Annotated in this window: 13 protein-coding genes; 8 read left to right on the top strand and 5 right to left on the bottom strand. The window is 56.9% G+C overall.

Features of this window, described 5'->3' with window-relative positions:
- Window position 1 precedes the first annotated feature (1 nt).
- On the bottom strand, window positions 2–2,611 hold the full coding sequence (mprF, locus tag ACXAET_RS03525; RefSeq protein WP_475181196.1) for a bifunctional lysylphosphatidylglycerol flippase/synthetase MprF: 2,610 nt from the start codon (window positions 2,609–2,611) through the stop codon (window positions 2–4).
- Window positions 2,612–2,713: 102 nt separating this feature from the next.
- Window positions 2,714–3,142: an Lrp/AsnC family transcriptional regulator gene (locus ACXAET_RS03520; RefSeq protein WP_475187076.1), complete on the bottom strand. Its 429-nt coding sequence runs from the start codon at window positions 3,140–3,142 to the stop codon at window positions 2,714–2,716.
- A gap of 86 nt (window positions 3,143–3,228) precedes the next feature.
- On the opposite strand from ACXAET_RS03520, the gene rocF reads away from it, so the two are divergent.
- Window positions 3,229–4,149: an arginase gene (rocF, locus tag ACXAET_RS03515; protein WP_475181194.1), complete on the top strand. Its 921-nt coding sequence runs from the start codon at window positions 3,229–3,231 to the stop codon at window positions 4,147–4,149.
- 72 nt (window positions 4,150–4,221) lie between these two features.
- On the top strand, window positions 4,222–5,262 hold the full coding sequence (locus ACXAET_RS03510) for an ornithine cyclodeaminase (protein WP_475181191.1): 1,041 nt from the start codon (window positions 4,222–4,224) through the stop codon (window positions 5,260–5,262).
- A 53-nt stretch (window positions 5,263–5,315) separates the two neighbouring features.
- Here ACXAET_RS03510 and ACXAET_RS03505 read toward each other — a convergent pair whose 3' ends face one another.
- The 3 genes from ACXAET_RS03505 to ACXAET_RS03495 form a co-directional block, all read right to left on the bottom strand.
- Window positions 5,316–6,719 (bottom strand): TRAP transporter large permease, encoded by a 1,404-nt coding sequence (locus tag ACXAET_RS03505; protein WP_475181189.1) that lies wholly within the window; start codon window positions 6,717–6,719, stop codon window positions 5,316–5,318.
- Between the two features lie 3 nt (window positions 6,720–6,722).
- On the bottom strand, window positions 6,723–7,352 hold the full coding sequence (locus tag ACXAET_RS03500) for a TRAP transporter small permease subunit (protein WP_475181188.1): 630 nt from the start codon (window positions 7,350–7,352) through the stop codon (window positions 6,723–6,725).
- A 64-nt stretch (window positions 7,353–7,416) separates the two neighbouring features.
- Window positions 7,417–8,433, bottom strand: a complete 1,017-nt coding sequence (locus tag ACXAET_RS03495; protein ID WP_475187073.1) for a C4-dicarboxylate TRAP transporter substrate-binding protein — start codon at window positions 8,431–8,433, stop codon at window positions 7,417–7,419.
- 418 nt (window positions 8,434–8,851) lie between these two features.
- On the opposite strand from ACXAET_RS03495, the gene acs reads away from it, so the two are divergent.
- The 6 genes from acs (at window position 8,852) to ACXAET_RS03465 (ending at window position 16,257) form a co-directional block, all read left to right on the top strand.
- Window positions 8,852–10,816 carry an acetate--CoA ligase gene (gene acs, locus ACXAET_RS03490; RefSeq protein WP_475181185.1) on the top strand — a complete coding sequence of 655 codons (1,965 nt, stop codon included), beginning with the start codon at window positions 8,852–8,854 and terminating at the stop codon, window positions 10,814–10,816.
- A gap of 7 nt (window positions 10,817–10,823) precedes the next feature.
- On the top strand, window positions 10,824–11,507 hold the full coding sequence (locus ACXAET_RS03485) for an adenylate kinase (protein WP_475181183.1): 684 nt from the start codon (window positions 10,824–10,826) through the stop codon (window positions 11,505–11,507).
- A 178-nt stretch (window positions 11,508–11,685) separates the two neighbouring features.
- Window positions 11,686–11,970, top strand: coding sequence for a DUF4212 domain-containing protein (locus tag ACXAET_RS03480; protein WP_475181181.1), 285 nt, complete (start codon window positions 11,686–11,688; stop codon window positions 11,968–11,970).
- A 5-nt stretch (window positions 11,971–11,975) separates the two neighbouring features.
- Window positions 11,976–13,760, top strand: coding sequence for a sodium:solute symporter family protein (locus ACXAET_RS03475; protein ID WP_475181178.1), 1,785 nt, complete (start codon window positions 11,976–11,978; stop codon window positions 13,758–13,760).
- Window positions 13,761–13,869: 109 nt separating this feature from the next.
- Window positions 13,870–15,693 (top strand): DUF294 nucleotidyltransferase-like domain-containing protein, encoded by a 1,824-nt coding sequence (locus ACXAET_RS03470; RefSeq protein ID WP_475181176.1) that lies wholly within the window; start codon window positions 13,870–13,872, stop codon window positions 15,691–15,693.
- A gap of 45 nt (window positions 15,694–15,738) precedes the next feature.
- Window positions 15,739–16,257, top strand: coding sequence for a hypothetical protein (locus ACXAET_RS03465; RefSeq protein WP_475181173.1), 519 nt, complete (start codon window positions 15,739–15,741; stop codon window positions 16,255–16,257).
- Window position 16,258: the final 1 nt, after the last annotated feature.

Here is a 16,258-nt window from a genome sequence, read left to right as displayed (position 1 = left end):
GCTATTTCGTCAGGCCGCGCAGACCACCCGAGACAAGAACGTTCACCTCGTACAATATCCGGGGCGCTGCCAATCCGCCTGGGCTGGCCAGATAGTTCGGGCTCCATTCCGGGTCGAATTTTTGTTTGAAGGAGCGCAACCCCTCAAAATGATAGAACTGTTCACCATGTTCATAAACAAAACCGCCGACGCGGTTCCAGAATGAGGCAAGCTGCCGACTTTCGATCCCTGAAAACGGTGCAGCCCCCAGTGAAAACCACTGAAACCCCTGCTCGGCCCCCCATGACATCATTTCAGCAAACAAAGCATCCATGACAAAGCTGGGACTGTCGGGCTCATACCGCATCAGGTCCAGTGACAGTTCGGATTTATGACCGCCTTGGAACAAATTGGCAAAGGCAACAATCTGACCCGTATCCCCATTGCGCAGCACAGCGTGATCAAAATACGAAAGGTATTCATCATCAAAGCCGCCAAGGGCAAAGCCTTTCTCTGCGCCCGCCTTGTTTTCAAGCCAGTCGTCTGACACCTTGCGCAGTTCGGGCAGGATCGCGGCCAGTTTTTCTTTCGGGATGATTTCAAACACATACCCCTCCCGCTCAGCCCGGTTCTTTGCCTGTCGGAACCGCTTGCGGGATTTCCCATCGAGCGAAAAGTCTTTTAGCGGCACCCGTGCGACCTCACCGATTTTCAGAATAGACAGGCCAAGGTCCAGGAATGTCGGCAGGTATTTGGTAGAAACGCTGTAGAATGCGCAAAGCTTACCTTCCCGGTCCGCCATCTCGCGCAGTTGCCAGATCAGCTGCTTACCTGTCGTTTCGTCGCCTACAGGCTCACCCTTGCTGATTAACGCGTTTCCGGTGTCAGCGTAGGCCAGAAACGCGCTATCGTCCGGCGCGATCAGGAACTGTTTGTCTCCGGTCAACGAAATCTGCGCCTCGGTATCTTCGCTTTCTAACGCCAAACGTTCCACCACTGGTGGTATTTCAGTCCGTACTGGCTGAGGTATTTCCCGCCCGAACAAAGAGTTAACAGCAACAACGCCAACAATGACCGCGACCACGAGGCTAGAGCGCAAAAAGCGCGAGGCGTCACCACTCCAGGCGAATTCCCACCACAATGCGTTCTGGTACTCGACATGCGAATAGGCAAATAACCCGATCCAGAAGATCACTGCCAACAAGGCGATCACGCTGACCAGCCACGGAATGTTCAGTCGAAAAATTGAGGCACCGCTGACGCGATAGAACGCATCGCGAAACGTGGCGAGCACGGCAGTAGAGACCAGCATGCCGATGGCTTCATGCGTATCCAACCCCTTGGTCAAAGAGGCAACGCATCCAGCCACCATCAGCAGCATCGCAACGACCCAAGCGCGATAAAGTTTGCGGAACAACCCGCGAGAGACCAGGATCAGCAAAACGCCGACAGTGCTGCCCGCCAGATGTGACGCCTCGACAAAGGACAGCGGCAGGACGTCACGCAGCACGCCAAGGCCTTGGCTGCTGGACGGCAAGGCCCCCGAAACCAGCAGAATGATCCCCGCCACGGCAGTCACACCTGCTGCAACCATAGGAACGATCGGCCGTATCGCACGGTAGATCCATATTGCTGCACCGCTGATGTGATGGCGGTGCGTCAGCGCCGAGGCCACAGCAATCGCAAGGCTTGCAACAGCAAAGGGTAGAAACGTGTAAACCAACCGATACAGCAGCAAGGCCGCGATGACGTCAGACCTGCCAGAGGCACCCAGACCTGCGATCAATGTCGCCTCGAACGCGCCAATTCCGCCGGGCGCGTGGCTGAGAATGCCGACTGCAATCGCGCCTATGAAAATCGTAAAGAAATAGGGATACCCGACCCCCAGATCATTGGGGAACAAGGTATACAGCACCATCGAAGCGCCAAACAGGTCTCCGATTGCGGCCAGGGTTAGCAGGCCGGCGAGTTTGCCGCCCGGCAGGTTGAACCCGAACCCGCCATAGGCAAGCTTACGTCCGCCCTTTGCAAGCCAGATGAACAGCGCTGCAAGTGCGGCAAGCAAGCACATCCCGATCACGGTCTCGGTCGTATCGCTGATCGGCAAAATCTTTGATATTCCATCCGGGTGCAGAGTGAACAAAATGCCCAGCAAAAGCACCAGCCCGGACCAAAACGCGATCCATGACGTCGCAATGACACCCGCAACACGGCTAAGGTCCAGCCCAAGCGAGGCATAGATGCGGTAGCGGATCGCTGTTCCGGTGATGTACGAGAATCCAAGGCAGTTGGACACGGCATACCCGCTTGCCCCGGCCATTCCCGCAACGGTCAGAGGCACCTCTCCCTTTGCTACGCTCTGCACGGCGAATACGTCATACATGGACAGCGACAAGAAGCTGAAACAGGTCCAGCCCAAGGCGATTGCCAAGACTGTCCAATGCGTATTCGCCACATCCGCCTGAACGTCGGCCCATTTTACATGCTCGGACAGTTCATGCAGAACGACAAGCGCGATCAGTGTGACCAGTATCGGGACCGAAATCCGCACTGCGGGCTTTTCCAGAAACCCGGCCGCGCGCTCGGCAAGACGTACAGCCCAAAGCTCTTTGTCAGTCTCCTGCGTGGTCATGGTCTTCCCCTGCTCTGAGGCACTGCAACGATCCCGCGCGCGGATGGGCGACGCCGGGCAACTCTTGCACAAATTCCTTAAAGCTCAAAACACTGCGATGGTTCAGACACGACCTTTTCGCGTGGATAGAAGCAGATTGGTCTCGGACCGGGTGATCCCCTCCATCCGTCGGATCAGGAAAAGAACTTCGTCAAGTTCGGCGAGGGTCTCGGTCCCGATCTCGGCGATCAGGTCCCAACTGCCGTTTGTTGTATGCACGGCGCGTACTTGGCGCAGGGCGGCAATGCGTGCCATCGTTCGCTCGGTCCCGCGGCCTTCGATCTCAAGCATCATCAGGCCACGCACAGGGCTTTCAGCTACATCCTGCCGGGTAAGCACGGTAAAGCCCACGATCTCGCCTGACTGCTTGAGACGCTGCAAACGGCTGCGCACCGTTGTGCGGGTCACACCAAGTGTTTCTGCCAATTCTGAAAGCGATGCCCGCGCATCGCGATGTAAGGCATTTAGCAGCTTGCTGTCCAAATCGTCCAAGGCGCGTATCCAATTCGTATGAGACGGTTTCATTTTGATCAATTTGCCCTCTTTTCGCAAGGCAACGTGCAGGTCTAAACAAACATATGGACAATAAACACGTTATATTGGTCGGCGCTCCGATGGATGCGGGAAAGCGCCGTCAGGGCTGCCGCATGGGGCCAGACGCCTATCGGGTGGCTGGTCTGGATCAAGCCTTGATTGATCTGGGGCATAAGGTTTCAGACATCGGCAATGTTTCCCCCGACAAAACAGATGTGCCTGTACACGATCACCTGTTTGCCCTGCCAGACGTCATCGGCTGGACCCGCGCGCTAAGCCGCGCGGCGCAGGACTCAGCCGCGAAGGGTTTACCCATCTTCATGGGTGGCGATCACGCATTATCCATGGGTACTGTTTCAGGCATGGCAGCCCACGCCGAAAAGGTGGGCCGCCCGCTATTCGTGCTGTGGCTCGACGCCCATAGCGATTTCCACACGCCCGAAAGCACCGGTAGCGGTAACCTTCACGGAACTCCGGTGGCGTATTTCACGGGCCAGCCCGGTTTTGACGCGTTTCCCCGCGTGACCAATCCAGTTCCGACAGATCGGGTGGGTATGATCGGCTTGCGTTCGGTCGATCCCGCCGAACGTGCGCGGCTAGAGAAGGATCACGCAATGCTGGCCGACATGCGCAGCATTGATGAACACGGTATCAAAGCCCCCCTGATCGCTTTCCTTGACCGTGTCCGTGCAGCGAATGGCTTTTTGCATGTCTCGTTGGATGTCGATTTCCTGGATCCCTCCATCGCGCCCGCCGTCGGAACAACCGTACCCGGCGGCGCAACCGAGCGTGAGGCGCATCTGGTCATGGAACTTCTGCACGAAAGTGGCCTCGTCTGCGCGCTGGACCTTGTGGAGTTGAATCCGTTCCTTGACGAACGCGGCCGCACCGCAAGGTTGATGGTTGATCTTGCGGCCTCATTGTTGGGCCGCCGCATCTTTGACCGCCCGACCCGGAGCTTTTGATGCATTCCCAGCGGACCGCCTTTCAGACCTTGAACATCAAGACCGACGCCACCCCGCCGATAGGAGACCACGATGCAACCTTCCGATAAGGCGCTTGTGCCTTTTGTATCCGTCGACAACATGATGCGGCTTGTGCATCACGTCGGGGTCGAGCGGATGATCACCCAGATAGCTGCCCAGATCGAATCTGACTTTAAGCGGTGGGAAAGCTTTGACAAAACTCCGCGTATTCCCGCGCATTCACCGCATGGCGTGATCGAGCTTATGCCAACGTCTGACGGTGAAGCCTATGGTTTCAAATACGTCAACGGCCATCCGAAGAACACGTCCGAAGGGTTGCAGACGGTGACCGCATTTGGCCTGCTGGCAGATGTATACACTGGCTATCCCACCCTTCTGACCGAAATGACCATGCTGACCGCACTGCGAACAGCCGCGACATCCGCGCTGGTCGGCAGCTATCTGGCACCCAAATCCTCAACGGTCATGGCGATGATCGGCAACGGAGCCCAGTCAGAGTTTCAATGCGTTGCCTTCAAGGCAATGTGTGGGATCAAAACGGTACGCCTGTACGACACTGACAGTAACGCAACCAAGAAATGCGCTGAAAACCTTCAGGGAACAGGGCTGAGCGTCGTTTCCTGCTCAACCCCGGAAGAGGCGATAGAGGGCGCACATATCATCTCGACCTGCACGGCTGACAAAAAATACGCAACGATCCTGACCGACAACATGGTTGGCCCCGGCGTGCACATCAACGCCATAGGGGGCGACTGCCCGGGCAAGACCGAATTGCACAAGGATATCCTTCTGCGGTCGGACATCTTTGTCGAATATCCAGAACAGACACGGATCGAAGGTGAGATTCAGGCATTGGAGGACGATCACCCAGTGACCGAAATGTGGAAGGTCATGACCGGTCAAGCCGAAGGCCGTCGCGATGATCGCCAAATCACTCTGTTCGACAGCGTTGGCTTTGCGATCGAGGATTTCTCGGCCCTTCGTTACATCAAGTCCACAATCGAAGGCACTGATTTTTATGAGCCATTGGACATGCTGGCCGATCCAGATGATCCACGCGACCTGTATGGGATGCTGATGCGGGCAAGCTAAAAAGACCCGCAAATGGCAGTACTCAGCCCCCGGCCCATCGCCGGGGGCTTTTTCTATCCGGCCAATGACGGCAGGTACAGAACGATGCCAGGGAACGCCACGAGCAAAGCAATGGTGACACCATCCGCGATAAAGAACGGCGTAACGCCTTTGAACACATCCTGAACGCTCAGATCAGGGCGGACGCCGGCGACTACGAAGCAATTCAAGCCGATGGGCGGAGTGATCAAACAGAACTCAGCCATCTTCACAACCAGTATGCCGAACCAGATCGCACACATCGGGCCGGACATGCCAAAGGTGCTTTCTGCGGCGCTGACCGTCTCTCCCCCGTTCAATGCCATAACTGCCGGATAGACAACGGGCAGCGTGAGCAGCAGCATTCCGATAGCGTCCATGAACATACCCAGCACTGCATAGGCCAGAAGTATGCAGATCAGGATCAGCATCGGCGCCATTTCCAATGAGGTGATCCAATCCGAAAAGGCCCCCGGCAAATCAGCAAAGCCCAGAAAACGCACATAGATCAGCACGCCCCAGATGATCGAAAAGATCATCGCGGTCAGCTTAGCGGTTTCCAGCAGGGCGGATTTCAACTCGGTCCAGCGCATTCCGTGGAAAACGGCAAAGCAGAAGACGATGAAGGCACCGATTGCGCCGCCTTCCGTTGGGGTGCCCCACGCTTTTTCACCGAAAGGATTATAGACAAAGCAGATGATGATCAGGATCACGGCAACGATCGGGAACGCGCCGGGCAATGCAGCAAAGCGCTGTTTCCATGTGAAGCCTCTGACCGGAGGGCCAACAGTTTTGAAGAAGACCGCGATGCCAACGATCAGAAGCCCGTAAATCACTGCCGAAAACGCGCCCGGAATGAAGCCCGCCAACAAAAGCTTTCCTACATCCTGCTCAACAATGATGGCATAAATCACAAGAATGGCCGAAGGCGGGATTAGCGAGGCCAGCGTCCCACCGGCAGCAACGACCCCGGCTGCGAATTGCTTGTTGTACCCGACCTTGAGCATTTCCGGGATGGCGATCCGGGCAAAGACAGCCGAGGTCGCGACCGACGCGCCGGATACCGCGGCAAACCCGGCCGTCGCGAACACTGTCGATACAGCCAATCCCCCCGGCACCCACGCCACCCAACGTTTTGCGGCCTCGAATAGCGCGCGGGTGAGACCTGCGTAATAGGCTAGGTACCCAATCAGGATAAAGGTCGGGATGAGGCTTAGAGTATGGGCGGCCACTTTCGAATGCGGTACCTGCCCCGCCGTTTTGACGGCGACTGTCAATGCGCGCCCAAAACGATCCGGCTCGTATCCGAATTTAGCCCAAAATATCCAGACCAGTCCGACAAGCCCGGCAAGACCAGCGGCAAAAGCCACCCGCATGCCCGTGACAACCAAAACCAGAAGACCGCCTGTGACCCACAGGCCAATGTCTATCGTGTCCATGCGTTAGTCCTGCCCTTCGAATTGTTCTGCCTCGGCAGCGGCTTGCGCCGCCGCATCCTGGATCAGAGGTACGGCGACCGGATGTTCCAGACCCAACAGAAAGGCGCGGCCATACCCCCAAACCTGCAGCATCAAACGCGCGCACAGAACCGAAAACGCCACCGGCGCCAGCAGCTTGGCAGGCCATAGCGGGATACCGATGTCGATTGAACTGTCGCGGCTCCAGAGTGGGGCACCAAAATCAAATGACCGGTCAAAATGGGACCAACTGCCCCAGACCAGCGCCAGCATGAGCACAAGGATGAGGATAATCGAGATCAGCTCGAACAGCCAAAGCGCGCGGCCATTCAGACGTGAAATCATGATGTCCATGCGGATATGACCACCGCTGCGCTGTACATAAGAAATACCCAGGAAAGCTATCAAGGGCATGGCCTGTTCGATCCAGTCCACGTAGCCGGGTAGTGGTGCATTGATCGCATTACGCCCGCTGACGGAAACAACCGCAAGCACCATGAGGCCAAAAACGGCCAGACCGCTGATCAATGCCAAAAACTGCTCTAACTTCAACAAGTGACGATCCAGCCGACTAAGGAGGCTGCCGTCTTCAAGCACCGTGGCCTGTCCTGCCATTCCGGTGATCCCCTATTATTGGTATCGGTGTTCGGGTGCCCGGTCAGGCACCCGAAGCTGGCTATTAGTTTCCACCGCGCTGCTGTTTCAGCGTGGTTTGTACCAAATCATACAGATCCTGTGCCGGAAGACCCTGGGCGGACATATCCGCGATCCACTGTTCCCGAATCGGATCGGCCGCTTTGGTACGGAACTCTTGGATCACGGCCTCATCGATTTCGACTTTCTGCACGCCTTTCTCAGTCAGAACGCCGTCCCACTGTTCAAGCAGGCCACCATAGTTGGCAAGGTAGTGGTCAATGGCTTCGTCAATCGAGCTGTTGAGCGCTTCGCGATGCTCGGCAGGCAGCGACTCGTACGCGTCAATGTTCACCACAACCGGACAATTGACGGTGCCGGGGTTCAGGTTGGCGGTCCACCAATCGGCCTCGTTGATGGTGCCAAATGACAGATGGGCGTGCTGCGCGAAGGCAACTGTATCAACGACGCCCGATTCCATCGCATTAAAGGCTTCGGTTGCAGGAACCGAAGTTGGTACGCCTCCGACCGCCTCGAATGCCTGGCCCAGACCACCTGTGGCGCGAACGCGCATTCCTTCGAATTCCGCCAGTTCGTCACGGGGTTCGCCAGTGCCCACAAGGTTGTATTGCGGCATCGGCGAGGTCATGATGATGCGCGCATTCCACTGCGCCATTTCATCCTTAACCGCTGGGTGGTCATAAACCGCATGGCTGACCGCCACTTCCTCTTCCAGGGTGTTTACGCCCAGAAACGGCAGCTCAAGCACGGTGATCGCGCGGTTCTTGTCGCGATGATACCCAGCGCAGAATTGGGCCATTTCGAACGCGCCAATCTCAATCCCGTCAAGGTTTTCGCGTGGCTTCGACAGGCCGCCATAGCTGACGTTGATCGTAAAATCACCGTTGGTCTTTTCACTGACCAGTTCAGCCAGCTTTTCGACATGTTCGGTAAAGGCGCGCCGTTTGCCCCAGACCGATGCGTTCCATTCGGTTGCTGCGGCCTCGGACACGAAAGCAACGCTTACGGCGGCGACAGCAGCACCGCTCAACATTTTCTTCATCATGATTTCTCCCTTTTTTGCGCTTCTTGCATAAGCGCTTGGGCTAAGGCTAGCGCCAACATCGGAAGGTGCCAACCCCAGACGCGCGCATGCGACCACGGTGGCTGCCAGCGCTAACAACTAAAAGGTGAGTCATAGATGTAAAAATTCACGACCGACAGTCACTAAATCTGCGGTAAAAATAGTAACACGTAACATATTGTTTTGTTTCGTTTAATCGCGGCCACCTTGGTTTATTTTACAATTTTTTACAGTCTGGAAAAATTTATTTACAAATAAACCCAAGGATATCGGTAATTTATTTCATTGTTTTCAGAACCGCTTATTATCCTCGACGGGGAGGATACGGGTCGACATCGCCCGTTCCACGGGCAAGATTCGGCCCAGTGAAATGAAGCCTAGAGGGAGGAGCCTCAGTATGACAACCGCTGCCCAGGCAGGTTCTAAAGTGTATCCGCCATCCGCCGAAACCGCTGCACGCGCCCATGTTGATGCAAAAAAATATGCTGAAATGTACAAGGCTTCGATTGAAGATCCTGTGGCCTTCTGGGGTGAACACGGAAAGCGTGTCGATTGGATCAAGCCCTATACCCAGGTCAAAGATGTCAACTACGACTTCGGTTCGGTTGGAATCAACTGGTACGCTGATGGCACATTGAACGTGTCAGCCAACTGCCTCGATCGTCATCTGGAAACTCGTGGCGATCAGACCGCGATCATCTGGGAACCGGATGACCCAAGTGATGACGCGCAGCACATCAGTTATGCTGAGCTTCACCGCCGCACATGCCGGATGGCGAACATCCTGGAAACGCTGGGCGTACGCAAGGGTGATCGGGTTGTCATCTACCTGCCAATGATCCCCGAAGCCGCTTATGCAATGTTGGCCTGCGCACGCATTGGCGCGATCCATTCCATCGTGTTTGCTGGATTCTCTCCGGATGCGCTGTCCGCACGGGTAAACGGTTGCGACGCGAAAGTTATCATCACCGCTGATGAAGCACCGCGCGGTGGCCGCAAGACACCACTGAAATCGAACGCGGACGCCGCCATGCTGCACTGTAAGGACACGGTGAAGTGTTTGGTGGTCAAGCGCACCGGCGGTCAGACCACATGGGTCGACGGACGCGACTACGACTACAACGAAATGGCGCTTGAGGCGGATGATTACAGCGCACCTGCCGAGATGAACGCCGAAGATCCCCTGTTTATTCTATACACCTCGGGCTCGACCGGTCAGCCGAAAGGCGTTGTGCATTCCACCGGCGGGTACCTTGTTTATGCCGCCATGACGCACGAGATCACCTTCGACTATCACGAAGGCGATGTTTACTGGTGTACCGCGGATGTCGGTTGGGTCACTGGGCACAGTTACATCGTCTATGGTCCGCTGGCGAACGGTGCCACCACGGTGATGTTCGAAGGCGTCCCGACATATCCGGATGCCTCGCGTTTCTGGCAGGTCTGCGAAAAACACAAGGTGAACCAGTTTTACACCGCACCGACCGCGATCCGCGCGCTTATGGGTCAGGGCAAGGAATTCGCCGAGAAGTGTGATCTGAGCGATCTGCGCACACTGGGCACCGTGGGGGAGCCGATTAACCCCGAAGCCTGGACCTGGTACAACGAGGTCATCGGCAAAGGCAAATGCCCCATCGTCGACACGTGGTGGCAAACCGAAACTGGCGGTCACCTGATGACCCCCCTGCCCGGCGCGCACGCGATGAAGCCGGGTGCCGCAATGAAACCGTTCTTTGGCATTCAACCGGTCGTTCTTGACCCGCAATCGGGCGTCGAGATCGAAGGCAACGGGGTTGAGGGCGTTCTGTGCATCAAGGACAGCTGGCCTGGTCAGATGCGGACTGTTTGGGGAGACCATGAGCGGTTCGAAAAGACCTATTTCTCAGATTACAAAGGCTACTACTTCACCGGGGATGGATGCCGCCGTGACGAGGATGGCGACTATTGGATTACCGGCCGCGTAGATGATGTGATCAACGTCTCGGGTCACCGTATGGGTACTGCCGAGGTGGAAAGCGCACTTGTGGCGCATGCCGCCGTGGCTGAGGCCGCAGTTGTTGGCTACCCTCACGAAATCAAGGGGCAAGGCATCTATTGCTACGTCACCCTGATGAATGACCGTGAACCGTCAGACGAGCTTGTGAAGGAACTGCGCACTTGGGTTCGAACCGAAATCGGACCAATTGCCAGCCCGGACGTGATCCAATGGGCACCGGGTCTGCCCAAAACCCGTTCCGGCAAAATCATGCGTCGTATTCTGCGCAAGATTGCTGAAAACGACTTTGGCGCCCTCGGTGACACGTCGACACTGGCCGATCCGTCGGTTGTCGAAGACCTGATCGAAAACCGTGCGAACAAGTGAGGATGTGATGGACGCTGCCACGACCATATCTCCTGCCGTTCTGATCCTTCTCGGCCCTCCGGGTGCCGGGAAGGGCACGCAAGCCCGGATGCTTGAGGACAAGTTCGGACTGGTTCAACTCAGCACCGGTGACTTGTTGCGCGAAGCTGTCGCTGCAGGGACCGAAGCTGGCAAAGCCGCCAAGGTCGTGATGGAGGCCGGTGAACTGGTCAGTGATGAGATTGTCATCGCCATCCTGCGCGATCACATGGCCCAGCCGGATTGCGCAAAAGGAGTCATTTTGGATGGATTCCCGCGCACCACCGTACAGGCCGAGGCGCTGGACGACCTGCTGGCTTCGTCCGGTCAAAAGATCAATTCGGCCATCAGCCTCGAGGTTGAAGATGCGGAAATGGTGATCCGCATCTCGGGGCGCTACACCTGCGCCGGCTGCGGCGAAGGATATCATGACAAGTTCAAGCAGCCGGTAGAAGACGGCATATGCGACAAGTGCGGCCACACCGAATTCAACCGCCGTGCGGACGACAACGCTGAGACAGTCGCATCCCGACTGACCGCGTATCACGCACAGACCGCTCCGCTGATTGACTATTACAAAGCCCAAGGCGTGCTGAAAGGCATTGATGCCATGGGCCAGATCGATGACATCGCCCGCGACCTCCAAGGGGTCGTGAGCGAGGTTATGAACTAAGGGGAGGAGACGAGCCGCAAGGCTCTGATCCAACAACAGAATACTTCAATGGACCCGCCTTGGCGGACCAGAGAAGTTTTGCCTGACGTCACGGGGCGTTTGGCACATTCGAGAAGCGGTCCGACGCACTGGAGGAGTTGGGCAAGGACTGCCAAACGAGAACAAGGAGGAACCCGCAATGGCGGATCAATCAACAGACTCCGCGCAGACTGCCCAGGCCGATAAGGGCTATTGGCAGGCCAACCTGCGTCTCATCTACATCAGCCTCGCGATCTGGGCGCTGGTGTCGTTTGGATTCGGCATCCTGCTGCGTCCATTGCTATCGGGCATCGCTGTAGGCGGCACCGACCTGGGCTTTTGGTTCGCTCAGCAGGGATCAATTCTGGTCTTTTTGGTGCTGATCTTCAACTACGCCTGGCGCATGAACAAGCTGGACGCCGAACACGGCGTGGATGAGGAGTAAACCCAATGGACCAGTTTACCATCAACCTGCTGTTTGTTGGCGCGTCCTTTGCGTTATACATCGGCATCGCGATCTGGGCCCGCGCGGGTTCCACATCGGAATTCTACGCCGCCGGTCGCGGCGTTCATCCCGTCACAAACGGTATGGCGACTGCGGCGGACTGGATGTCCGCGGCCTCGTTCATCTCGATGGCGGGCTTGATCGCCTTCACCGGCTATGACAACTCAACGTTCCTGATGGGTTGGACCGGTGGCTACGTTCTGCTGGCTCTGCTGCTTGCGCCCTACCTGCGTAAGTTCGGCAAATACACCGTCTCGGAATTTATCGGCGACCGTTTTTACAGCCAGACCGCACGTATCGTTGCGGTGATCTGTCTGATCGTTGCGTCGGTGACCTACGTTATCGGTCAGATGACCGGCGTGGGCGTGGCCTTTGGCCGCTTCCTCGAGGTGTCCAACACATCCGGTCTGCTGATCGGTGCCTGTGTGGTGTTTGCCTACGCGGTGTTTGGCGGGATGAAAGGCGTGACCTATACTCAGGTCGCTCAGTACTGCGTGCTGATCACAGCCTACACCATCCCGGCGATCTTCATCTCGCTACAGCTGACCGGCACGCCGGTTCCGGCGTTGGGTCTGTTCAGCGACACTGCAAGTGGTGAGCCACTGCTGACCAAGCTGAACGCCATCGTGACCGAGCTGGGCTTTGCCGAGTATACGGCGCATCACTCGAACACGCTGAACATGGTGCTGTTCACACTGTCGCTGATGATCGGTACTGCCGGTCTGCCGCACGTGATCATGCGCTTCTTCACCGTGCCGAAAGTGTCTGACGCCCGCTGGTCCGCTGGCTGGACGCTGGTCTTCATCGCGCTGCTGTACCTCACTGCTCCTGCGGTTGGCGCAATGGCGCGTCTGAACATCAGTGACATGATGTGGCCGAACGGTGGCATTGAAGGTGGTGCGGTTGCTGTCGAAGATATCGACAACGATCCGCGTTACGACTGGATGAAGACGTGGCAGAAAACCGGTCTGCTGGACTGGGAAGACAAGAACGGCGACGGTAAAATCCAGTACTACAACGATCAGAATGCTGACTTGCAGGCGATCGCTGAGGAAAAAGGCTGGGTTGGAAACGAGTTGACCAAATTCAACCGTGACATCCTGGTTCTGGCCAACCCCGAGATTGCCAACCTTCCCGGTTGGGTGATCGGTCTGGTCGCTGCCGGTGGTCTTGCGGCTGCTCTGTCAACCGCTGCGGGCCTGTTGCTGGCGATTTCGTCGGCTGTTTCGCACGACCTTGTCAAAGGTGCGATCAACCCGCAGATCTCGGAAAAGGGTGAGCTTCTGGCCGCTCGGATCGCGATGGCTGCAGCAATCGTTGTCGCGACCTATCTTGGTCTGAACCCACCGGGCTTCGCCGCGCAGACAGTGGCCTTGGCCTTTGGTCTGGCGGCTGCCTCGATCTTCCCGGCGCTGATGATGGGGATCTTCTCGACCCGCATCAACAACACCGGCGCGGTCGCAGGTATGTTGGCCGGTCTGGTTGTGACCCTTGTCTACATCTTCCTGCACAAGGGCTGGCTGTTCATTCCGGGCACCAACTCGTTCGACGATGCTGACCCGCTGTTGGGCCCGATCAAGTCGACCTCGTTCGGTGCTATCGGTGCGATGATCAACTTCGCAGTCGCATATGTTGTCGCCGGCATGACCAAGGAGACTCCGCAGGAGATCAAGGAACTGGTCGAAAGCGTCCGTATTCCCCGTGGCGCGGGTGCAGCTCAGAGTAAATGAGCATGATGCGGCATATGGATAACCTCCAAGTGCCGCGTTTTTCGACCAACTTTTCCCGCCCGGCATTCCACCGGGCGGGATTTTTCCACCAGAAACCAAGGATCGACTGATGCCTTTGTCCCATGACCAGATCACCCGGTTTCTGAAATCCGTACACCCGTACGACGCTCTGCCCCCCGAGACGCTGGACGATCTCGCAAAACAGATCGAGGTGTGGGAGGTAGACGAAGGTTTCCCTGTCTACGAGCTTGGCAACACTTTGCCCGGCGTATTTGTGATTTACGAAGGACAGGTGCAGATTACGGATGAAAACGGCGCTGTTGTTTCGCAACTGGGCCTGCGAAATTCCTTCGGCGAGCGCGGTCTGATGAAAGACGGCAAAGCCGCAACCCACGCACATGCGCACACGCCATCTGTACTGATGGTGCTGCCCCCCAATGTGGTGCGCGGATTAATCGACGAACATGACGTCGTCGCCAAGTTTTTCAACCGAACACGAGGCGACCGGGTCAGCCCGCAGAGCCTTGCCACCAGTTCGATCGACGTGCTGATGGCGCATAACCCGGCCACCTGCCCCCCGACTATGCCTGTAAACGAGGCCGCGCGCGTGATGCGCGACCGCCATATCTCGTCACTATGTGTGACCGAAAGCGATGGTCTGCTGGGAATAGCGACCCTGCGTGACATATCAGGAAAATACGTGGCAGATGGGATGCCTGCGGGTACTCCGGTTTCGGAAATCATGACGCCAAACCCTATCACGCTGTCGCCGTCTGATATCGGCTCGGACGTTTTGCACGTGATGATGGAGCGTGGGATTGGTCACATACCGATCTGTGAGGGCGGCAAGCTAATCGGGATTGTGACGCAGACTGACCTGACTCATTATCAGGCGGTTAACTCGGCCGAGTTGGTACGCCGGATCGCACACGCCAATTCGGCGGATGAAATGGCGCAGGTTACCGCAGAGATTCCGCAGCTGTTGGTACAACTGGTCGCTGGCGGGAACCGGCACGAAATTGTCACCCGCCTGATCACCGATATCGCGGATACCGCAACCCGTCGTCTGCTTGCGTTGGCTGAACAGAAACTTGGCCCGCCACCAGTGCCATATCTGTGGCTGGCTTGCGGCTCTCAGGGACGGCAGGAACAGACCGGAGTCTCGGATCAGGACAACTGCCTGATGCTGGATGACAGCGTGACCGAAGGCGACATGGCCTATTTCAGAGATCTGGCTAAGTCTGTTTCCGACGGATTGGACACTTGCGGATATTTTTACTGTCCCGGAGACATGATGGCGACCAATCCGCGTTGGTGCCAGCCACTACGCGTTTGGCGCGACTATTTCAGCGGCTGGATCGCAAAACCCAATCCCGAAGCTCAGATGCTGGCGTCGGTGATGTTCGATCTGCGCCCAATCGGTGGTGCGTTCGAACTGTTTGAAGACCTTCAGGCGGATACGCTGGCAGCGGCCAATGCGAACTCGATCTTCGTGGCGCATATGATTTCAAACTCGTTGAAACACACTCCGCCACTTGGCTTGCTGCGCGGCTTTGCGACCATTCGGTCGGGTGAGCATCGCAACACGCTGGACCTTAAGCACAATGGCGTTGTGCCTGTCGTCGATCTGGCCCGCGTCTACAGCCTGCAGGGTCAACTGACCGAGGCCAACACGCGCGCCCGGCTAAAAGCCGCCGAAGCGGCAAATGTCCTCAGCCCGTCCGGTGCGCGGGACCTATTGGACGCTTATGACCTGATCGCGGAAACGCGGCTGGAACATCAGGTGAGGCTGGTAAAGTCCGGTGAAAAACCCAACAACTATCTTCCGCCATCCGCTTTGTCGGACTTTGAGCGAAGTCATCTACGCGACGCTTTCGTTGTTGTAAAAACGATGCAATCTGCCGTGGGCCATGGCAAAGGTATGCTGGGCTAGACAAGAAAATAAACGGGTGCAATCGCCCGGAATTCGGAGAGATATATGTTTCTGGAACTGATCGGCACAATCTTTGCGGGCTTTGCCTTTGCCGGAGTGGCCATGCTGGTGAACAAACTGACGGGCGGTCGCCTGCCCCGCTGGTCAGCGCCCGTCGCCGCGGGGTTGGGCATGATCGGAGTGACGATCGCCAGTGAGTATTCGTGGTACGACAGAACTTTTGATCCTTTGTCTGATCAATTGGTAATCGTTGAAACGATTGAAAGCCGGGCCTTGTATCGCCCGTGGACCTACGCAGTGCCATTCGTTATTCGGTTTTCCGCGATTGATCCAGCTTCGGTCCGCACCAATGAAAAGGTTCCTGACCAGCGGCTTGTGGACCAGTATTTCTTTGGTCGCTGGGAAAAGGTTAGTAAACTGCCAGTAGCGGTCGACTGCGCCACCAACAGGCGCGCCAGTCTCGCCGACGGGGTTGAGTTCGGTGAAGATGGTCGATTACTGAACGCCGACTGGCTGAGTGTCAGTGCTCAAGACCCAATCATTGAGGTCACCTGCGGAGTGTAAC

Source organism: Ruegeria sp. AWH4_226, assembly GCF_056159225.1.
Note: the sequence above shows the minus strand (reverse complement) of the source record. Positions and strands in the feature narration are given on the sequence as shown.